Raw genomic sequence first — 16,957 nt, forward strand, 5'->3', positions numbered from 1 at the left:
ACGACCATGACGAAGAAGTATTCGTTGGGCTTCGTGGGCCGCAAGGCCGGCATGAGCCGCGTGTTCACTGAAGATGGCCGCTCCATCCCGGTGACCCTGATCGAAGCAACCCCGAACCGCATCGCGCAGATCAAGACCGTCGAAACCGACGGCTACAGCGCCGTGCAGGTGACCGTCGGCGCGCGTCGCGCTGCCCTGGTCAACAAGCCGGAAGCCGGCCACTTCGCCAAGGCGAAGGTGGAAGCGGGTCGTGGCCTGTGGGAATTCCGCGTTGAAGACGCGCAGCTCGGCGATTTCGCCGTTGGCGGCGAAGTCAAGGCGGACATCTTCGAAGTCGGCCAGATCGTCGACGTCCAGGGTGTCACCAAGGGTAAGGGCTTCCAGGGCACCATCAAGCGCCACAACTTCCGTATGGGCGATGCAACCCACGGTAACTCGCTGTCGCATCGCGCGCCGGGTTCGCTGGGTCAGCGCCAGACCCCGGGTCGCGTTTTCCCGGGCAAGAAGATGTCGGGCCACATGGGCGCGGTGCAGCAGAGCACCCAGAACCTGGAAGTGGTCAAGGTCGACGTCGAGCGCGGTCTGATCGCCGTTCGCGGCGCCGTTCCGGGCGCGGCGGGTGGCGACGTGATCGTCCGTCCGGCGAGCAAGGCATAAGGAGAGATGACGATGGAACTCGTTATCACGGGTAGCAACAACAAGGTCTCGGTCTCCGACGCCGTGTTCGGTCGCGATTTCAGCGAAGATCTGGTCCACCAGGTCGTCGTTGCCTACCGCAACGCCGGTCGCGCCGGCACCAAGGCACAGAAGACTCGCTCCGAAGTGGCTGGTACCACCAAGAAGTCGAAGAAGCAGAAGGGCGGCGGCGCGCGTCATGGCGCACTGACGGCTCCGATCTTCGTCGGCGGCGGTGTCACCTTCGCGGCCAAGCCGCGCAGCTTCGAGCAGAAGGTCAATCGTAAGCAGTACCGTGCCGCCATGTGCGCGATCCTGTCCGAGCTGAACCGTCAGGGCCGTCTGACCATCGTGGAGTCCTTCGACGTTGAAGTGACCAACACGAAGGGTCTGATCGCCAAGCTGGCCGGCCTGGAAGTGGGCAAGCGCCCGCTGATCGTCACCGAAGAAGCGTCCGAGCACCTGTACCTGTCCGCCCGCAATCTGCCGTACGTGCAGGTGCGTGACGTCCAGGGTCTGGATCCGGTCTCGCTGGTGGGTGCCGACACGGTCGTCATCACCGCTGACGCGGTCAAGAAGGTCGAGGAGTGGCTGGCATGAACAGCAACGAAAAAATCTTCAGCGTGCTGCGTGCCCCGCGTGTCTCCGAAAAGACCGCGCGCCTGCAGGAACTCTCCAACCAGTATGTCTTCGAAGTTTCGAACGAAGCCACCAAGGCCGATGTAAAGGCCGCGGTTGAGCAGCTGTTCGACGTCAAGGTCGAAGCCGTCAACGTGGTCAACGTCAAGGGCAAGAACAAGTCCTTCCGTAACCGTGCTGGCCGCCGCGGCGATTGGCGCAAGGCGTACGTTCGCCTGGCCGATGGCCAGTCGATCGATGTAACGGCCAAGGCCTGAGGTACATCCCATGCCATTGATGAAATTCAAGCCCACTTCCCCCGGCCGCCGTTCGGCCGTGCGCGTGGTCACTCCCGACCTGCACAAGGGTGCTCCGCACGCTGCGCTGGTCGAGTCGCAGAGCCGCTCGGGTGGTCGTAACCACCATGGCCGCATCACCGTGCGTCACGTCGGTGGTGGTGCCAAGCAGCACTACCGCATCATCGACTTCAAGCGCAACAAGCTGGGCATCCCGGCGCGCGTGGAACGCATCGAATACGATCCGAACCGCACCGCGCACATCGCTCTGCTGTGCTACGTCGACGGTGAGCGTCGCTACATCATCGCCCCGAAGGGCCTGAAGGCTGGTGATCAGGTGATCGCTGGTTCGGATGCCCCGATCAAGGCCGGCAACACCCTGCCGCTGCGCAACATCCCGGTCGGCACCACCATCCACTGCATCGAACTGAAGCCGGGCAAGGGCGCTCAGATCGCTCGCGCCGCTGGTGCGGCCGTGCAGCTGGTGGCTCGCGAAGGCATCTACGCCACCCTGCGCCTGCGCTCGGGTGAAATGCGTAAGGTTCCGGTCGAGTGCTGCGCCACCATCGGCGAAGTCGGCAACGACGAGCACAGCCTGGAAAAGCTGGGCAAGGCCGGTGCCAAGCGTTGGCGCGGCGTCCGCCCGACCGTTCGTGGTGCTGCCATGAACCCGGTTGACCACCCGCACGGTGGTGGTGAGGCCAAGGCCGGCCAGGGTAACCCGCATCCGGTCACCCCGTGGGGTGTCCCGACCAAGGGTTACAAGACGCGCCATAACAAGCGCACTCAGCAGTTCATCGTCCGCGATCGTAGGGGCTAATCGACCATGGCACGTTCACTCAAGAAGGGCCCGTTCGTCGATCACCACCTCGTCAAGAAGGTGGAGGCCGCTGCGGGCAGCAAGAAGCCGATCAAGACCTGGTCGCGCCGTTCGATGATCCTGCCTGACATGGTAGGCGTCACCATTGCCGTGCATAACGGCAAGAACCACATCCCGGTTCTCGTCAACGAGAACATGGTCGGCCACAAGCTCGGCGAATTTGCCATCACCCGGACCTTCAAGGGTCACGGTGGTGACAAGAAGTCGGGCAAGTAAGGAGAGATGACAATGGAAGCGAAAGCCATCCTGCGCACTGCGCGCATCTCCCCGCAGAAGGCTCGTCTGGTCGCTGACCAGGTGCGCGGTCTGCCGGCCGAGCGTGCGGTCAACCTGCTGAAGTTCTCGGACAAGAAGGCTGCCCACCTGATCAAGAAGGTGGTGGAGTCGGCAATTGCCAACGCCGAGAACAACCAGGGCGCCGACGTCGACGAGCTGAAGGTTCAGACCATCATGGTTGATGAAGGTCCGACCCTGAAGCGTTTCATGGCGCGGGCGAAAGGCCGCGGTACCCGCATCCTCAAGCGCACCAGCCACATCACTGTGGTTGTGGGCGCCGCCAAGTAAGCGGATAAGGAAAAGACCATGGGTCATAAAGTTCATCCGATTGGTATCCGCCTCGGCATTTCCAAGGACTGGAACTCCAAGTGGTACGCCAACAAGGCCGAGTTCGCTGGTTACCTGGCAGCCGACCTGAAAGTGCGCGAAATGCTGCGCAAGAAGCTGGCTCAGGCCGGCATCAGCAAGATCCTGATCGAGCGTCCGGCCAAGACCGCTCGCGTGACGATCCACACCGCCCGTCCGGGCGTGGTGATCGGCAAGCGCGGTGAGGACATCGAGAAGCTGCGCAAGGAAGTGAGCGAGATGATGGGCGTCCCGGCGCACATCAACGTCACCGAAGTGCGCAAGCCGGAACTGGACGCGCAGCTCGTTGCCGAGTCGATCGCCCAGCAGCTGGAGCGTCGCATCATGTTCCGCCGTGCAATGAAGCGCTCGGTCGGCAACGCGATGCGTCTGGGTGCCCTGGGTATCAAGGTCAACGTGGGTGGCCGCCTCAACGGTGCAGAAATCGCCCGTTCGGAGTGGTACCGCGAAGGCCGCGTGCCGCTGCACACCCTGCGTGCCGACATCGACTATGGCTTCGCTGAGGCCAAGACGACCTACGGCATCATCGGCATCAAGGTCTGGATCTACAAGGGCGAGGTCTTCGATTTCTCCCAGGTTGGCCAGGAAAAGCAGGACGACACCCCGTCGCGCAACGATCGTCACGATCGCGGCGATCGCGGTGACCGTCAGCGCCCGGCCCGTGAAGCGAGGTAACGACAATGTTGCAACCCAAGCGAACCAAGTACCGCAAGGTACACAAGGGCCGTAACGATGGCCTGAGCTGGAGCGCCAACGCTGTCAGCTTCGGCGAATACGGCCTGAAGGCAACCGCACACGGTCAGCTGACCGCGCGTCAGATCGAAGCGGCCCGCCGCTCGATCAGCCGCTACGTCAAGCGCGGTGGCAAGATGTGGATCCGCGTGTTCCCCGACAAGCCCATCACCAAGAAGCCCATCGAAGTCCGAATGGGTTCTGGTAAGGGCAACGTGGAATACTGGGTGGCCCAGATCCAGCCCGGCCGCATGATCTATGAAATCGAGGGTGTTTCCGAGGAAGTGGCTCGCGAGGCGTTCCGCCTGGCCGCCGCCAAGCTCTCGGTCACCACCACTTTCGTGACCCGTACGGTGCGCTGATGGATATCAAAACTCTCCGTGAAAAGTCGGCTGACGAACTCAAGGCCCACCTGATCGACCTGCGTAAGGAACAGTTCTCTGTCCGTATGCAGCAGGTCACCGGCCAGCTGCCGAAGACCCACGACATTCGCCGGGTCCGTCGCGAGATTGCTCGCGTCAAGACCCTGCTCGGCAGCACGAAGTAAGGATGGCCGCTATGAGCGACAATACTGAAAAGAAGACGCTGCGCACGGTCGAAGGCCGTGTCGTCAGCAACAAGATGGACAAGACGGTTACCGTCCTGGTTGAGCGTCAGGTCAAGCACGCGCTGTACGGCAAGTACATCAAGCGCTCGACGAAGCTGCACGCCCACGATGCCGACAACGCCTGCAAGGAAGGCGATGTCGTCCGCGTGACCGAGATTGCTCCGATGTCCAAGACCAAGAACTGGCGCGTGGTGGAAGTCATCACGCGCGCGGCTGAATAAGGAGCTGAATCATGATCCAGATGCAGAGCTACCTTGACGTCGCGGACAATTCGGGTGCCAAGCAGGTGATGTGCTTCAAGGTGCTGGGTGGTTCCAAGCGCCGTTACGCCGGCATCGGCGACATCATCAAGGTCACCGTGAAGGATGCGATTCCGCGCGGCAAGGTCAAGAAGGGTGAAGTGTATGACGCCGTCGTGGTGCGTACCCGCAAGGGTGTGCGTCGCGCCGATGGTTCGCTGATCCGCTTCGACGGCAACGCTGCCGTTCTGCTGAACAGCAAGCAGGAGCCGATCGGTACCCGTATCTTCGGGCCGGTGACCCGTGAACTTCGTTCGGAGAAGTTCATGAAGATCGTCTCGCTCGCTCCCGAAGTGCTGTGAGCGACAGGAGATAATCATGGCTAACCGTATCAAGAAGGGCGACCAGGTTGTCGTCAACGCTGGCAAGGACAAGGGCAAGCAGGGCGAAGTCGTCCGCGTCGACGGCGACCGTGTGGTCGTCGCCAACGTGAACATCGTCAAGCGCCACACCAAGCCGAACCCGCAGGCAGGTGTTGCCGGCGGCGTGGTCGAGCGCGAAGCTTCGATCCATATCTCCAACGTGAATGTTCTGAACCCGGCTTCGGGCAAGGGCGAACGCGTTGGCTTCAAGGTGCTGGAGGATGGACGCAAACTGCGTGTGTTCCGCTCCAGCGGTGAGGCGCTCGACGCCTGAGGAATGAGAAGATGAGTTCCCGTCTCGAAAAGTTCTACAAGGACGAAGTGGTGCCGGCGCTGATGAAGCAGTTCGGCTACACCAATCCGATGGAAGTGCCGAAGCTGGTCAAGGTCACCCTGAACATGGGTGTCGGCGAAGCGGCCACCAACAAGAAGATCCTGGAAAACGCCGTCGGCGACATGACCAAGATTTCCGGCCAGAAGCCGGTTGTCACCAAGTCGCGTGTGTCGGTTGCGTCGTTCAAGATCCGCGATGGTTGGCCGATCGGCTGCAAGACCACGCTGCGTCGCCACAAGATGTACGAGTTCCTGGATCGCCTGATCAACATCTCGCTGCCGCGCGTGCGCGACTTCCGTGGTGTTTCCGGTCGTTCCTTCGACGGCCGCGGCAACTTCAACATGGGTGTGAAGGAGCAGATCATCTTCCCGGAAATCGACTTCGACGCCGTCGACGCGATCCGCGGTATGGATATCGCCATCACCACCACTGCGAAGACCGACGCGGAAGCGAAGGCGCTGCTGGCAGCGTTCAAGTTCCCGTTCCGTAACTGATCTGTCGAGGAAACCGAAATGGCAAAGACCTCCATGGTCAACCGCGACATCAAGCGGGAAAAGCTGGCAAAGAAGTACGCTGAAAAGCGTGCGGCTCTGAAGAAGATCGTGTCCTCCGTGGACGCGACCTACGAAGAGAAGATCGACGCCGCAACCAGGCTGGCCAAGCTGCCGCGCGATTCGTCGCCGAGCCGCCAGCGCAACCGTTGCGAGCTGTCGGGTCGTCCGCGTGGCGTCTACAGCAAGTTCGGCCTGGGCCGTAACAAGCTGCGCGAAGCCACCATGCGTGGCGACGTCCCGGGTCTGCGCAAGGCCAGCTGGTAATCCCAGCCGGTCCTGCGATCAGGAGCCCCTTCGGGGGGTCCTGAACCGGGCAGGGGAGGCATTCAGCCTTCCCGATGCAAAAAAACCGAAGAGCCCGGCGCAAGCCGGGCTCTTTTGGCGTATACTCCCGCGTCTTGCCCTGTGCAAACGGGGTTGTAGGAGTGGGCCCCGGGCCCGCTGCATCAAGGGGCCTGGCCCGTTTCCAGGAGACAACAGATTTTCGCGAAAGCGGATATCGGTGCACTCAAAGGTACTCATATGAGCATGACTGATCCCATCGCCGACCTGCTGGTCCGCATCAAGAATGCGGCCGCGGTTGGCAAGCAGACGGTGAAAGCCCCGTCGTCCAAGATCAAGGTTGCGATCGCCCAGGTCCTGAAGGACGAGGGTTACATCACCGACCTGCGCGTGACCCAGCTGGAAAACAACAAGTCCGAGCTGGAAATCGTGCTGAAGTATTTCGAAGGCAAGCCGGTCATCGCGACCCTGAAGCGCTTCTCGCGTTCGGGCCTGCGCCAGTACCGCGGCAAGAGCGAGCTGCCGAAGGTCATGAACGGCCTGGGTATCTCCATCATTTCCACCTCCAAGGGCATCATGACTGATGCGCAGGCGCGCCAGCTGGGCGTCGGCGGCGAAGTCCTGTGCTTCGTGGCCTAAGGCGAAAGGAGTAGAACTATGTCCCGCGTAGCCAAGAAGCCGATCGACCTGGGTAAGGTTGAACTGAACGTCCAGTCGGACAGCGTCACCGCCAAGGGCCCGAAGGGCTCCCTGTCGCTGGCCAAGCCGGCCGGTATTGCCATCAACGTCGACAACGGCGTTGCCACCCTGAGCACCGAGAACGCCGAGCTGGTCGCACTGACCGGTACCGTGCGTGCGATCCTGGCCAACATGGTCAAGGGCGTGTCCGAAGGCTTCGAGCGCAAGCTGGAGCTGGTCGGCGTGGGTTACCGCGCTGCCATGCAGGGCAAGGACCTGAGCCTGTCGCTGGGCTTCTCGCACCCGGTCGTGTTCGTGGCGCCGGAAGGCATCACCCTGTCGACCCCGACCCAGACCGAGATCCTGGTCCAGGGCGCTGACAAGCAGGTCGTCGGTGAAGTTGCCGCCAAGATCCGTGCGTTCCGCAAGCCGGAGCCGTACAAGGGCAAGGGCGTGAAGTACTCCGACGAAGTCATCATCCGTAAGGAAGCCAAGAAGGCGTAAGTGCGAGTCCCTCGCAAGAGCCCGCACATCCGTGTGCGGACTCCTCAGGGAAAAGCCCAACCTTCAGCTTTCAAGGAATAATCAAAATGAACAAGAACATCGCCCGCCTGCGTCGCGCCAAGTCGACCCGCGCCCACATCCGTGAGCTCGGCGTTGCCCGCCTGTCGGTGCTGCGCACCGGCCAGCACCTGTACGCCCAGGTCTTCACCGCCGACGGTTCCAAGGTGCTGGCTGCTGCCAACACCACCCAGACCGACGTCATGGAAGGTCTGAAGAACGGCAAGAACGCCGACGCCGCCGCCAAGGTCGGCCGTATCGTCGCTGAGCGCGCCAAGGCCGCCGGCGTCGAGAAGGTTGCCTTCGATCGTTCGGGCTACCGCTACCACGGCCGCATCAAGGCCCTGGCAGAAGCCGCCCGCGAAGCCGGCCTGCAGTTCTAAGGGGTAAGGGCAGGGGACCTGTGGTCTCCTGCCCGCCTGCTCGCCAGCCTGAGTGAGGCTGGACGGCGCCACTCTTCTGCAGTGGCCCACCGGAACGACGCGTCACTCCACAACCATAAGCGGCCCCGAGCCGTACATACCCAAACAACCAAGGAATCAACATGGCAGAAGAGCGTCAGCAGCGGGGTCGCGATCGCGACCGTAACCGCGAAGAGAAGATCGACGACGGCATGATCGAAAAGCTGGTCGCGGTCAACCGCGTCAGCAAGACCGTCAAGGGTGGCCGCCAGTTCACCTTCACCGCCCTGACCGTGGTCGGCGACGGCGAAGGCAAGGTCGGTTTCGGTTATGGCAAGGCCCGCGAAGTGCCGGTCGCCATCCAGAAGTCGATGGAACAGGCCCGCAAGAACCTGGTCAGCGTTGACCTGAACAACGGCACCCTGTGGCACACCATCAAGGATGGTCACGGCGCAGCCCGCGTGTTCATGCAGCCGGCTTCGGAAGGTACCGGCGTCATCGCCGGCGGTGCCATGCGCGCCGTGCTGGAAGCGGTTGGCGTGAAGAACGTGCTGGCCAAGGCCACCGGTTCGCGCAACCCGATCAACCTGGTGCGTGCCACCGTGAAGGGCCTGTCTGCTGCGCAGTCGCCGGCCCGCATCGCGGCCAAGCGCGGCAAGAAGGTGGAGGAACTCAACCATGGCTAATGAGTCCAACAAGACTGTCAAGGTCCGCCTGGTGCGTGGCCTGCGTGGCACCCAGTCGCGTCACCGCCTGTCGGTGCGTGCCCTGGGCCTGAACAAGCTCAACGATGTGCGTGAACTGAAGGACAGCCCGCAGGTGCGCGGCCTGATCAACAAGGTTCAGTACCTCGTCCAGGTTGAGGAGTAATCGACCATGACTCTGCGTCTCAATGAACTGAGCCCGGCACCGGGCGCCCGCACCGAGCGTACCCGCGTCGGTCGCGGTATCGGCTCGGGCCTGGGCAAGACTGCCGGCCGCGGCCACAAGGGTTCGTTCGCCCGTAAGGGTGGCGGCAAGATCAAGGCTGGCTTCGAAGGCGGCCAGACCCCCATGCAGCGTCGTCTGCCGAAGATCGGCTTCCGTTCGCCGATCGCCAAGGACACCGCTGAAGTGCTGCTGTACGCGCTGGACAAGCTGCCGGCCGGTGAGATCGACTTCGCCGCCCTGCGTGCTGCCAAGCTGGTCCCGAGCACTGCAAAGAAGGCCAAGGTCGTCGTCAAGGGCGAAGTGACCAAGGCGTTCACCCTGAAGGGTGTTGCTGCCACGGCGGGTGCCAAGGCCGCGATCGAAGCTGCCGGCGGCAGCGTGACGGAGTAAGAAAATCATGGCGCAAGCTGGCATCGGTAACCTCGCGGGCGGAATGGGCAAGTTCACTGAACTTCGCCAACGTTTGCTGTTCGTCGTCGGGGCTTTGATCGTCTATCGCATTGGCTGCTACGTGCCGGTGCCGGGCGTCAATCCCGATGCCATGCTTGCCATGATGCAACAGCAGGGCGGCGGCATCGTGGACATGTTCAACATGTTCTCGGGCGGCGCCCTGCACCGTTTCAGCATCTTCGCGCTGAACGTGATGCCGTACATCTCGGCATCGATCGTGATGCAGCTGGCCGTGCACATCTTCCCCGCCCTGAAGGCGATGCAGAAGGAAGGTGAGTCCGGCCGCCGCAAGATCACCCAGTATTCGCGCATCGGCGCCGTGCTGCTGGCAGTGGTGCAGGGCGGTTCGATCGCACTGGCCCTGCAGGGCCAGGTCTCGCCGTCGGGCGCTCCGGTCGTGTACGCACCGGGCATGGGCTTCGTGCTCACCGCCGTGGTTGCGCTGACCGCCGGCACCATGTTCCTGATGTGGGTCGGTGAGCAGGTCACCGAGCGCGGCATCGGCAACGGCGTGTCGCTGATCATCTTCGCCGGTATCGTCGCCGGCCTGCCGGGTGCGGTCATCCACACCTTCGACGCCTACCGCGACGGCAACATCCAGTTCATCCAGCTGCTGCTGATCGCCATCGTCGTGCTCGCCTTCACCTTCTTCGTGGTGTTCGTCGAGCGTGGCCAGCGCCGGATCACGGTCAACTACGCGCGCCGCCAGGGCGGTCGCAACGCGTACATGAACCAGACCTCGTTCCTGCCGCTGAAGCTCAACATGGCCGGCGTCATCCCGGCGATCTTCGCCTCGAGCCTGCTGGCCTTCCCGGCCACCCTGGCCATGTGGTCCGGCCAGGCCGCCAACCAGAGCAGCTTTGGCCAGATCCTGCAGAAGGTCGCCAATGCCCTGGGCCCGGGCGAGCCGCTGCACATGATCGTGTTCGCTGCGCTGATCACCGGTTTCGCGTTCTTCTATACCGCGCTGGTGTTCAACTCGCAGGAAACCGCCGACAACCTGAAGAAGTCGGGCGCGCTGATTCCGGGCATCCGTCCGGGCAAGGCCACCGCCGACTACATCGACGGCGTGCTGACCCGTCTGACCGCGGCCGGCTCGGCCTACCTGGTGATCGTCTGCCTGCTGCCGGAACTGATGCGCACGCAGCTGAACGCCTCGTTCTACTTCGGCGGTACTTCGCTGCTGATCGTGGTGGTGGTGGTGATGGACTTCATCGCCCAGGTGCAGGCGCACCTGATGTCCCACCAGTACGAGAGCCTGCTGAAGAAGGCCAACCTGAAGGGCGGCAACCGCGGCGGTTTTGCCCGCGGCTGATTGGCCTGTTATACTTTCGTCTTCCTGACGTGATGGTCCCTCCGCTTCGCGGACTCCGGCCACACAAACGAAGGGCGGCCCCCGCAGCGGTTCCGGGTGGGGGTGTGATGAGGTGGTCCCGCGCTGGAGTAGCGCGGGCGGCCCCGGGGGGAAACCCCAGGTCCAACCCCATCCGGCGCCGGAGCCTGGGCACACTCCCCAGGCCGGGTTCATGAAACCAATGGTTTCACGGGCTTCCATGTAAACCGGAACCTTGTTAGTATCGCTAGTTCACTTTTTTGATCCATCCTGCCGGATTGGCGTGCCCGAGGCGCGCTGTCGGCCATCACTCAGCTGGAGAACCGCGTCATGGCGCGTATTGCAGGCGTCAACCTGCCAGCCCAGAAGCACGTCTGGGTCGGGTTGCAAAGCATTTACGGCATCGGCCGTACCCGTTCGAAGAAGGTCTGCGAAGTCGCAGGCGTTGCTTCGACCACCAAGATCCGCGATCTGTCGGAGCCGGAAATCGAGCGCCTGCGCGCCGAAGTCGGCAAGTACATCGTGGAAGGCGATCTGCGCCGTGAGATCGGCATCGCGATCAAGCGCCTGATGGACCTGGGCTGCTACCGCGGCCTGCGTCACCGTCGTGGCCTCCCGCTGCGTGGCCAGCGCACCCGTACCAACGCCCGCACCCGCAAGGGTCCGCGCAAGGCGATCAAGAAGTAAGGGACTGAGAAATGGCTAAGCCCGCTGCTAAGACCAAGAAGAAGATCAAGCGCGTCGTCACCGACGGCGTTGCCCACGTCCACGCTTCGTTCAACAACACCATCGTCACCATCACCGACCGCCAGGGCAACGCTCTGTCGTGGGCGACCTCCGGTGGCGCTGGCTTCCGCGGTTCGCGCAAGTCGACCCCGTTCGCTGCCCAGGTGGCTGCTGAAAAGGCCGGTCGTGCTGCGCTGGACTACGGCGTGAAGTCGCTGGAAGTCCGCATCAAGGGCCCGGGTCCGGGCCGTGAGTCGGCCGTGCGTTCGTTGAACAACGTCGGCTACAAGATCACCAACATCATCGACGTGACGCCTATCCCGCACAACGGGTGCCGTCCGCCGAAGAAGCGTCGCGTCTAAAGGGAGCGATAAGAAATGGCTCGTTATATCGGTCCTACCTGTAAGCTCGCCCGTCGCGAAGGCGCCGACCTGTCCCTGAAGAGCCCGGCGCGTGCGCTGGACTCCAAGTGCAAGCTGGAGCAGAAGCCCGGCCAGCACGGCGCCACTGCCCGTAAGGGCAAGCTGTCCGACTACGCCACCCAGCTGCGTGAAAAGCAGAAGGTCAAGCGTATCTACGGCCTGCTGGAGCGTCAGTTCCGCAACTACTACAAGAAGGCCTCGACCAAGAAGGGCAACACCGGCGAGAACCTGCTGCAGCTGCTGGAAACCCGTCTGGACAACGTCGTCTACCGCATGGGCTTCGCCGTGACCCGTCCGGCTGCCCGTCAGCTGGTGTCGCACCGCGGCGTCACCGTGAATGGCAAGTCGGTCAACCTGGCTTCGTACCAGGTCAAGGCTGGCGACGCCATCGCCCTGTCTGAAAAGGCTGCCAAGCAGCTGCGCGTCCAGGAAGCCCTGACCGTCGCCGCCCAGCATGACCTGAGCCCGTCGTGGGTTGAAGTGGATTCCGGCAAGTTCACCGGCATCTTCAAGGCTGTTCCGGATCGTTCGGATCTGCCTGCGGACATCAACGAAGCGCTGATCGTCGAGCTGTATTCGAAGTAATTCACATTGGAGAGCCCCCGGCGACGGCCGGGGGTTCACTAGGAGAACCCGCAACATGACGGTTACCGCCAACCAGGTTCTGCGTCCTCGCGGTCCGCAGATCGAACGCCTTACCGACACCCGTGCAAAGGTTGTTATCGAACCTTTGGAGCGGGGTTACGGGCATACGCTGGGTAATGCCCTGCGTCGCGTGCTGCTGTCGTCCATCCCGGGCTTCGCCATCACGGAAGTCGAAATCGACGGCGTGTTGCATGAGTACACCACGGTCGAAGGTCTGCAGGAGGACGTGCTCGAAGTCCTGCTGAACCTGAAGGACGTGGCCATCCGTATGCACTCCGGCGACAGCGCCACCCTGTCCCTGTCCAAGCAGGGCCCGGGCGTTGTCACCGCTGCCGACATCAAGGTCGACCACAATGTGGAGATCCTGAACGGCGAACACGTGATCTGCCACCTGACCAAGGATACGGCGATCAACATGCGTCTGAAGATCGAACGTGGTTTCGGCTACCAGCCGGCTGCCGCGCGTCGTCGTCCGGACGAAGAAACCCGTGCCATCGGCCGTCTGGTCCTGGATGCCTCGTTCTCGCCGGTCCGCCGCGTCGCCTATGCCGTGGAAGCGGCCCGCGTCGAACAGCGTACCGACCTGGACAAGCTGGTCATCGATATCGAGACCAACGGCACCATCGATGCCGAGGAAGCCGTGCGCACCGCCGCCGACATCCTCAGCGACCAGCTGTCGGTGTTCGGTGACTTCACGCACCGCGACCGCGGTGCGGCCAAGCCGGCCAACAACGGCGTGGATCCGGTGCTGCTGCGCCCGATCGACGATCTGGAGCTGACCGTGCGTTCGGCCAACTGCCTGAAGGCTGAAAGCATCTACTACATCGGCGATCTGATCCAGAAGACCGAAGTGGAGCTGCTGAAGACCCCGAACCTGGGCAAGAAGTCGCTCACCGAGATCAAGGAAGTGCTGGCTCAGCGCGGCCTGTCGCTCGGCATGAAGCTGGAGAACTGGCCGCCGGCCGGCGTCGCCAGCCACGGCATGCTGGGCTGATATCGGTAATGCCTGAAGGCTCCACCGTTCGCGGTGGGGCCTTCAACGCAACACAACATGCCATGACGAACCCCAGGTTCGCGCGGCAGGTCGTCCAGGACGGGCGGCCAGGACCAACCGCAGTCCGCGCAGCAACGCCAGGATGGCGACAACGATCCACACAGCCTCATCATTAACCAAGGAATATCACCATGCGTCACCAGAAGTCTGGCCGTAAGTTCAGCCGTACCAGCGCCCACCGCGAAGCAATGTTCAAGAACATGGCCGCCTCGCTGTTCAAGCACGAGCTGATCAAGACCACCCTGCCGAAGGCCAAGGAACTGCGCCGCGTTGCCGAGCCGCTGATCACCCTGGCCAAGGTCGACTCCGTCGCCAACCGCCGTCTGGCCTTCGCCCGCCTGCGCGACAACGAAGCCGTGGGCAACCTGTTCACCATCCTGGGCCCGCGCTACGCGAACCGTCCGGGCGGCTACCTGCGTCTGCTGAAGTGCGGCTTCCGCGCTGGCGACAACGCGCCGATGGCCTACGTCGAGCTGGTTGACCGTCCGGTCGTGGCCGAGGAAGTGGCCGAGTAATCGGACCGCTCCAATGCGACACAGCGAAAGCCCGGCCTCTGCCGGGCTTTTGCGTTTCCGGGGTCGGATCCCTTTCCGCAGGACAGGGCTCTGACCCACGCCGTTCCGACAGGCGTCACCTGTGGCGGTTCGAATGGCGCGCACTCTCGGTTACGCTTGGCGCCTGATCCATTCGAGCGTTGACGATGAATCCACTGCGCTGGCCCTTCCGCGCCCAGTTCTTCCTGGGCTTCCTGATCTGCGCGGGCCTGCTTGGCTACGCGATCTTCCTGCAGCTGAAGATGGGCCTGGAGCCGTGTCCGCTGTGCATCTTCCAGCGCCTGGCGTTCGCCGCGCTTGGCCTGCTGTTCCTGATCGGTGCACTGCATGGTCCGTCCAACCGCCCGGGACGCGCGACCTATGGCGTGCTGGCGTTCATTGCCGCGGCCGTGGGTGTCGGCATCGCCGCGCGCCACGTCTACGTGCAGATGCTGCCGCCGGAAATGGGGTCCACCTGTGGCCCGCCGCTGGCCTTCCTGAGCGAGACCATGGGGCCGCTGGAAGTGTTCCGCACGGTGCTGACCGGCACTGGCAACTGCGGCAACATCGACTGGACCTTCCTCGGCCTGACCATGCCGATGTGGTCGGGCGTGTGGTTCGTGCTGCTGGCGCTGTGGGCGCTGGTGGTGTCGCTGCGCAAGGTCAAGCGCTGAAAGCGAAACGGGGTCGGATCCCTTTGCATCGCAAAGGGCTCTGACTCCATTCCCGGTGGGGGGGCAGAGCCCTTTCCTGCGGAAAGGGATCCGACCCCTGTCTCCTCAGAAGTCCTGCTGCAGGCTCAGGTAGGCGCCACGGCGCGGTCCCCACTGCGGGGCGAACACGCCGACACCGCCGCCATCGCGCAGCTGGTAGCTGCGGTCCAAAGCGTTGATCACCGCCAGCTGCACATGCAGTGGATGGCCGCTGTCGACGTTGAAGTCGTGCCCGGCGCTGAGGTTCACCTGCAGGTAGGACGGCAGCTCGCCGCCGTTGGGCACGCCCTCGATGTCCGAACGCAGGCCGCTGCCGAACACGTAGTTGGCCCCGATCCGGTTGTGCCCGGCGAACGCGTAGCTGAGGCCTCCAGAGGAAGTGAGCTTCTGGTCGTGGTCGAGGTGGATCCAATGGTCGGCCACATAGGCCAGCGCATCCGGATCGAGGTTGTACTCGCTGGTGATGACCTGGGTGCCGATCGCCTTGTTGTAGGCCGCGTTGAAGTAGGCGCTGAACGGACCGTTGCTGTAGTCGGCACTGAACTCCAGGCCGCGGATATGGCCGCGGCGGTAGTTGAAGGTCGAGTAGATGTAGGCGGCGCCGAACTGGCCTTCGTCCTGCAGGCGCGCGACGCGGCGGTCGTAAGCGTCCAGGCCCAGGGTCAGGTGTTCACCCAGCTGCTGCGAGACGCCGATGTCGTAGTAGTCGCTGCGCTCCGCCAGTGGCGTGTTGTTGCCGCCACTGGGTTGCTGGTTGGTGGTGCCGTCATACAGGGCGATATCGCTGCTGGCGATCAGCTCACTGGCCGGTGGCGTGAAGTAACGCGAATAGCCGGCATGCACGGTGGTGCTGTCGCTGGCATTCCAGACCACCCCCAACCGCGGGCTGAGCTGACCCTCGGTGTGGCCGAAGGCCTTGTAGCGATCGCCGCGCAGGCCGTAGTTCACGGTCCAGTCGTCGCCGATCTTCCATTCGTCCTGCACGTACAGCGCCAGCGTACTGGCGTGGAAGGCGCTGCGATCCGGAATCAGCAGCGGCGTGGTGCTGGACTGCTGGCCGGCATCATCGACCGGAAACACCCAGCTGCTGTTGCTGGCCTGCGCGTTCTCGTAATTGCCGTACAGGCCGTAGCGCAGCGTGTGGTCGTTGCCCAGCGGGGTGGAGAAGTCGGCCTGCAGGGTGTTGGCGCGGTTGCTGCGCTGGACCTGCGAGGCGACGCCGCTGAACACCAGGTCGCCGACGACATCCGGGTTGAATGCCACATCGCTGTAGCGCTGCCCGGCAGAGACCTGGTAGGCGGTGCTGCCCAGCGTGCCCTGCAGCACCAGCATGCCGAAGCGGGTGGTCTCGCGCTGGGTCTCGTCCAGCTGGCTGGAATCGAACGTGGTGGTATCGAGATAGCCGAACTGTGGCGTCTGGCCCGGATTGACCGGGATCTGGAAACGGTTGTTGGCGAAGCCGGCGAACACGCTCAGGCGGGTGTTGTCGTTGACCAGATAGGTCAGGTCGGCGAACGCCTTGCCCTGATGGGTGTCGTCATGAAGGGGCTTTCGCGAAGCGGTGGGATTTTCCAGACCAACCTCGTTCTGGTCGTAGTTGCCGGTCAGGAACCAGCTCCAGCGCCCCTGGTTGCCCCACCAGGAGGCATTCGGGTTGACCTTGCCGAACGAGCCCGCGGTGAGTCCGGCGCTGCCGCCATTGCCGAGCTCGGCGCCACTGCGGGTGGTGATGTCGACCACCGCCGCGGTGCGCTCGCCGAACTGCGCCGGCAGCGCGCCGTCCATCAGGCGGATGCTCTTGATGGTGCGCGCGTCCAGGGTCTGGCCGAAGCCGGAGATCGATTCGGGCAGCAGCACGCCGTTGATGCGGTACTGCAGGTTGGCGTGGTCGCCGCGCACATGGACGCCGCCATAGGAGTCCTGGACCACGCCCGGGGCCTGCAGCAGCACCTGGCTGAGCGGGGCGGAGGCACCCAGCGGCTGCTTCTGGATGTCCTCGGCGGTGATCTGGTACTGGCTGCTGCCGATGTCCGGCGACAGCGCGTTGCGGGCCTGGTCGAGCTGGGCACTGACGGTGACGGTATCGAGATCCTTCACCGGGGCCACATCGGCAGCCAGGGCGAGGGAGGGCAGGTTGGCCAGGGTCAGGGCGAAGGTGATGCCGGTAGCGAGCAGGGAGGGCTTCATGGCGGATAGGCTGTGGAAGGGGCCAGTGGGGATTGAGTGTTAC

The 16,957-nt window shown here is 63.4% G+C and carries 28 protein-coding genes; 27 read left to right on the forward strand and 1 reads right to left on the reverse strand.

Annotation, left to right across the window (positions count from 1 at the left end; translation table 11 throughout):
- Positions 1-6 precede the first annotated feature (6 nt).
- The 27 genes from rplC (at position 7) to SriyCCGPB3_RS03925 (ending at position 14,688) form a co-directional block, all read left to right on the forward strand.
- A complete protein-coding gene (gene rplC, locus SriyCCGPB3_RS03795; RefSeq protein ID WP_004145336.1) occupies positions 7-657 on the forward strand; it encodes a 50S ribosomal protein L3 in 651 nt (216 codons plus the stop codon).
- 12 nt (positions 658-669) lie between these two features.
- Entirely contained in the window at positions 670-1,275 is a 606-nt protein-coding gene (rplD, locus tag SriyCCGPB3_RS03800) for a 50S ribosomal protein L4 (RefSeq protein WP_004145337.1), read from the forward strand.
- Positions 1,272-1,571, forward strand: a complete 300-nt coding sequence (gene rplW / locus SriyCCGPB3_RS03805; protein WP_004145338.1) for a 50S ribosomal protein L23 — start codon at positions 1,272-1,274, stop codon at positions 1,569-1,571. Before rplD ends, rplW begins: the two co-directional genes overlap by 4 nt.
- A gap of 10 nt (positions 1,572-1,581) precedes the next feature.
- Positions 1,582-2,409, forward strand: coding sequence for a 50S ribosomal protein L2 (gene rplB, locus SriyCCGPB3_RS03810; protein WP_004145339.1), 828 nt, complete (start codon positions 1,582-1,584; stop codon positions 2,407-2,409).
- Positions 2,410-2,415: 6 nt separating this feature from the next.
- The gene (gene rpsS, locus SriyCCGPB3_RS03815; protein ID WP_004154485.1) at positions 2,416-2,685 is read left to right on the forward strand and encodes a 30S ribosomal protein S19; all 270 of its coding nucleotides are present in this window, start codon (positions 2,416-2,418) and stop codon (positions 2,683-2,685) included.
- Between the two features lie 12 nt (positions 2,686-2,697).
- The gene (rplV, locus tag SriyCCGPB3_RS03820) at positions 2,698-3,033 is read left to right on the forward strand and encodes a 50S ribosomal protein L22 (RefSeq protein WP_004145348.1); all 336 of its coding nucleotides are present in this window, start codon (positions 2,698-2,700) and stop codon (positions 3,031-3,033) included.
- An 18-nt stretch (positions 3,034-3,051) separates the two neighbouring features.
- Complete coding sequence (gene rpsC / locus SriyCCGPB3_RS03825) at positions 3,052-3,786, forward strand: 30S ribosomal protein S3 (RefSeq protein ID WP_004145350.1); 735 nt, start codon at positions 3,052-3,054, stop codon at positions 3,784-3,786.
- 5 nt (positions 3,787-3,791) lie between these two features.
- Complete coding sequence (gene rplP / locus SriyCCGPB3_RS03830) at positions 3,792-4,205, forward strand: 50S ribosomal protein L16 (RefSeq protein WP_004154486.1); 414 nt, start codon at positions 3,792-3,794, stop codon at positions 4,203-4,205.
- On the forward strand, positions 4,205-4,390 hold the full coding sequence (gene rpmC / locus SriyCCGPB3_RS03835) for a 50S ribosomal protein L29 (RefSeq protein WP_004154487.1): 186 nt from the start codon (positions 4,205-4,207) through the stop codon (positions 4,388-4,390). Before rplP ends, rpmC begins: the two co-directional genes overlap by 1 nt.
- Positions 4,391-4,401: 11 nt before the next feature.
- Positions 4,402-4,671: a 30S ribosomal protein S17 gene (rpsQ, locus tag SriyCCGPB3_RS03840; RefSeq protein ID WP_004154489.1), complete on the forward strand. Its 270-nt coding sequence runs from the start codon at positions 4,402-4,404 to the stop codon at positions 4,669-4,671.
- Positions 4,672-4,682: 11 nt separating this feature from the next.
- The gene (rplN, locus tag SriyCCGPB3_RS03845; RefSeq protein ID WP_004145357.1) at positions 4,683-5,051 is read left to right on the forward strand and encodes a 50S ribosomal protein L14; all 369 of its coding nucleotides are present in this window, start codon (positions 4,683-4,685) and stop codon (positions 5,049-5,051) included.
- 16 nt (positions 5,052-5,067) lie between these two features.
- Positions 5,068-5,385, forward strand: coding sequence for a 50S ribosomal protein L24 (rplX, locus tag SriyCCGPB3_RS03850; RefSeq protein ID WP_004154490.1), 318 nt, complete (start codon positions 5,068-5,070; stop codon positions 5,383-5,385).
- An 11-nt stretch (positions 5,386-5,396) separates the two neighbouring features.
- Positions 5,397-5,939, forward strand: a complete 543-nt coding sequence (gene rplE, locus SriyCCGPB3_RS03855) for a 50S ribosomal protein L5 (RefSeq protein ID WP_004154491.1) — start codon at positions 5,397-5,399, stop codon at positions 5,937-5,939.
- Between the two features lie 18 nt (positions 5,940-5,957).
- The gene (gene rpsN, locus SriyCCGPB3_RS03860) at positions 5,958-6,263 is read left to right on the forward strand and encodes a 30S ribosomal protein S14 (protein ID WP_350259883.1); all 306 of its coding nucleotides are present in this window, start codon (positions 5,958-5,960) and stop codon (positions 6,261-6,263) included.
- Positions 6,264-6,521: 258 nt separating this feature from the next.
- The gene (gene rpsH, locus SriyCCGPB3_RS03865) at positions 6,522-6,920 is read left to right on the forward strand and encodes a 30S ribosomal protein S8 (RefSeq protein WP_005408210.1); all 399 of its coding nucleotides are present in this window, start codon (positions 6,522-6,524) and stop codon (positions 6,918-6,920) included.
- Positions 6,921-6,938: 18 nt separating this feature from the next.
- Entirely contained in the window at positions 6,939-7,463 is a 525-nt protein-coding gene (gene rplF / locus SriyCCGPB3_RS03870; RefSeq protein WP_110711152.1) for a 50S ribosomal protein L6, read from the forward strand.
- Between the two features lie 80 nt (positions 7,464-7,543).
- A complete protein-coding gene (rplR, locus tag SriyCCGPB3_RS03875; RefSeq protein WP_024957318.1) occupies positions 7,544-7,903 on the forward strand; it encodes a 50S ribosomal protein L18 in 360 nt (119 codons plus the stop codon).
- 161 nt (positions 7,904-8,064) lie between these two features.
- A complete protein-coding gene (gene rpsE / locus SriyCCGPB3_RS03880; RefSeq protein ID WP_005408213.1) occupies positions 8,065-8,607 on the forward strand; it encodes a 30S ribosomal protein S5 in 543 nt (180 codons plus the stop codon).
- Positions 8,600-8,791, forward strand: coding sequence for a 50S ribosomal protein L30 (gene rpmD, locus SriyCCGPB3_RS03885; protein WP_005408214.1), 192 nt, complete (start codon positions 8,600-8,602; stop codon positions 8,789-8,791). Before rpsE ends, rpmD begins: the two co-directional genes overlap by 8 nt.
- 6 nt (positions 8,792-8,797) lie before the next feature.
- The gene (gene rplO / locus SriyCCGPB3_RS03890) at positions 8,798-9,241 is read left to right on the forward strand and encodes a 50S ribosomal protein L15 (RefSeq protein WP_110711154.1); all 444 of its coding nucleotides are present in this window, start codon (positions 8,798-8,800) and stop codon (positions 9,239-9,241) included.
- A 7-nt stretch (positions 9,242-9,248) separates the two neighbouring features.
- A complete protein-coding gene (gene secY, locus SriyCCGPB3_RS03895) occupies positions 9,249-10,616 on the forward strand; it encodes a preprotein translocase subunit SecY (protein ID WP_004154499.1) in 1,368 nt (455 codons plus the stop codon).
- A gap of 348 nt (positions 10,617-10,964) precedes the next feature.
- Positions 10,965-11,321 (forward strand): 30S ribosomal protein S13, encoded by a 357-nt coding sequence (rpsM, locus tag SriyCCGPB3_RS03900; protein WP_004154500.1) that lies wholly within the window; start codon positions 10,965-10,967, stop codon positions 11,319-11,321.
- Positions 11,322-11,332: 11 nt separating this feature from the next.
- Positions 11,333-11,722 (forward strand): 30S ribosomal protein S11, encoded by a 390-nt coding sequence (rpsK, locus tag SriyCCGPB3_RS03905; RefSeq protein WP_004145443.1) that lies wholly within the window; start codon positions 11,333-11,335, stop codon positions 11,720-11,722.
- Between the two features lie 15 nt (positions 11,723-11,737).
- Complete coding sequence (gene rpsD, locus SriyCCGPB3_RS03910) at positions 11,738-12,367, forward strand: 30S ribosomal protein S4 (RefSeq protein WP_004145446.1); 630 nt, start codon at positions 11,738-11,740, stop codon at positions 12,365-12,367.
- Positions 12,368-12,422: 55 nt separating this feature from the next.
- Entirely contained in the window at positions 12,423-13,421 is a 999-nt protein-coding gene (locus SriyCCGPB3_RS03915; protein WP_010483975.1) for a DNA-directed RNA polymerase subunit alpha, read from the forward strand.
- 191 nt (positions 13,422-13,612) lie between these two features.
- On the forward strand, positions 13,613-13,996 hold the full coding sequence (rplQ, locus tag SriyCCGPB3_RS03920) for a 50S ribosomal protein L17 (protein WP_005408217.1): 384 nt from the start codon (positions 13,613-13,615) through the stop codon (positions 13,994-13,996).
- 185 nt (positions 13,997-14,181) lie between these two features.
- On the forward strand, positions 14,182-14,688 hold the full coding sequence (locus tag SriyCCGPB3_RS03925) for a disulfide bond formation protein B (protein WP_010483974.1): 507 nt from the start codon (positions 14,182-14,184) through the stop codon (positions 14,686-14,688).
- Between the two features lie 105 nt (positions 14,689-14,793).
- Here the strand turns inward: SriyCCGPB3_RS03925 and SriyCCGPB3_RS03930 are convergent, their stop codons facing one another.
- Positions 14,794-16,914 (reverse strand): TonB-dependent receptor, encoded by a 2,121-nt coding sequence (locus SriyCCGPB3_RS03930; RefSeq protein ID WP_180847549.1) that lies wholly within the window; start codon positions 16,912-16,914, stop codon positions 14,794-14,796.
- Between the last annotated feature and the right edge of the window lie 43 nt (positions 16,915-16,957).

The sequence above is a fragment of the Stenotrophomonas riyadhensis genome (genome assembly GCF_040256885.1).
GTDB classification, from domain to species: domain Bacteria; phylum Pseudomonadota; class Gammaproteobacteria; order Xanthomonadales; family Xanthomonadaceae; genus Stenotrophomonas; species Stenotrophomonas riyadhensis.

Bases quoted from the DNA above. Each gene is read 5' to 3' on its own strand.
- rplC (WP_004145336.1), top strand. From the start codon at position 7: ATGACGAAGAAGTATTCGTTGGGCTTCGTGGGCCGCAAGGCCGGCATG.
- rplD (WP_004145337.1), top strand. From the start codon at position 670: ATGGAACTCGTTATCACGGGTAGCAACAACAAGGTCTCGGTCTCCGAC.
- rplW (WP_004145338.1), top strand. From the start codon at position 1,272: ATGAACAGCAACGAAAAAATCTTCAGCGTGCTGCGTGCCCCGCGTGTC.
- rplB (WP_004145339.1), top strand. From the start codon at position 1,582: ATGCCATTGATGAAATTCAAGCCCACTTCCCCCGGCCGCCGTTCGGCC.
- rpsS (WP_004154485.1), top strand. From the start codon at position 2,416: ATGGCACGTTCACTCAAGAAGGGCCCGTTCGTCGATCACCACCTCGTC.
- rplV (WP_004145348.1), top strand. From the start codon at position 2,698: ATGGAAGCGAAAGCCATCCTGCGCACTGCGCGCATCTCCCCGCAGAAG.
- rpsC (WP_004145350.1), top strand. From the start codon at position 3,052: ATGGGTCATAAAGTTCATCCGATTGGTATCCGCCTCGGCATTTCCAAG.
- rplP (WP_004154486.1), top strand. From the start codon at position 3,792: ATGTTGCAACCCAAGCGAACCAAGTACCGCAAGGTACACAAGGGCCGT.
- rpmC (WP_004154487.1), top strand. From the start codon at position 4,205: ATGGATATCAAAACTCTCCGTGAAAAGTCGGCTGACGAACTCAAGGCC.
- rpsQ (WP_004154489.1), top strand. From the start codon at position 4,402: ATGAGCGACAATACTGAAAAGAAGACGCTGCGCACGGTCGAAGGCCGT.
- rplN (WP_004145357.1), top strand. From the start codon at position 4,683: ATGATCCAGATGCAGAGCTACCTTGACGTCGCGGACAATTCGGGTGCC.
- rplX (WP_004154490.1), top strand. From the start codon at position 5,068: ATGGCTAACCGTATCAAGAAGGGCGACCAGGTTGTCGTCAACGCTGGC.
- rplE (WP_004154491.1), top strand. From the start codon at position 5,397: ATGAGTTCCCGTCTCGAAAAGTTCTACAAGGACGAAGTGGTGCCGGCG.
- rpsN (WP_350259883.1), top strand. From the start codon at position 5,958: ATGGCAAAGACCTCCATGGTCAACCGCGACATCAAGCGGGAAAAGCTG.
- rpsH (WP_005408210.1), top strand. From the start codon at position 6,522: ATGAGCATGACTGATCCCATCGCCGACCTGCTGGTCCGCATCAAGAAT.
- rplF (WP_110711152.1), top strand. From the start codon at position 6,939: ATGTCCCGCGTAGCCAAGAAGCCGATCGACCTGGGTAAGGTTGAACTG.
- rpsE (WP_005408213.1), top strand. From the start codon at position 8,065: ATGGCAGAAGAGCGTCAGCAGCGGGGTCGCGATCGCGACCGTAACCGC.
- rpmD (WP_005408214.1), top strand. From the start codon at position 8,600: ATGGCTAATGAGTCCAACAAGACTGTCAAGGTCCGCCTGGTGCGTGGC.
- rplO (WP_110711154.1), top strand. From the start codon at position 8,798: ATGACTCTGCGTCTCAATGAACTGAGCCCGGCACCGGGCGCCCGCACC.
- secY (WP_004154499.1), top strand. From the start codon at position 9,249: ATGGCGCAAGCTGGCATCGGTAACCTCGCGGGCGGAATGGGCAAGTTC.
- rpsM (WP_004154500.1), top strand. From the start codon at position 10,965: ATGGCGCGTATTGCAGGCGTCAACCTGCCAGCCCAGAAGCACGTCTGG.
- rpsK (WP_004145443.1), top strand. From the start codon at position 11,333: ATGGCTAAGCCCGCTGCTAAGACCAAGAAGAAGATCAAGCGCGTCGTC.
- rpsD (WP_004145446.1), top strand. From the start codon at position 11,738: ATGGCTCGTTATATCGGTCCTACCTGTAAGCTCGCCCGTCGCGAAGGC.
- SriyCCGPB3_RS03915 (WP_010483975.1), top strand. From the start codon at position 12,423: ATGACGGTTACCGCCAACCAGGTTCTGCGTCCTCGCGGTCCGCAGATC.
- rplQ (WP_005408217.1), top strand. From the start codon at position 13,613: ATGCGTCACCAGAAGTCTGGCCGTAAGTTCAGCCGTACCAGCGCCCAC.
- SriyCCGPB3_RS03925 (WP_010483974.1), top strand. From the start codon at position 14,182: ATGAATCCACTGCGCTGGCCCTTCCGCGCCCAGTTCTTCCTGGGCTTC.
- SriyCCGPB3_RS03930 (WP_180847549.1), bottom strand. From the start codon at position 16,914: ATGAAGCCCTCCCTGCTCGCTACCGGCATCACCTTCGCCCTGACCCTG.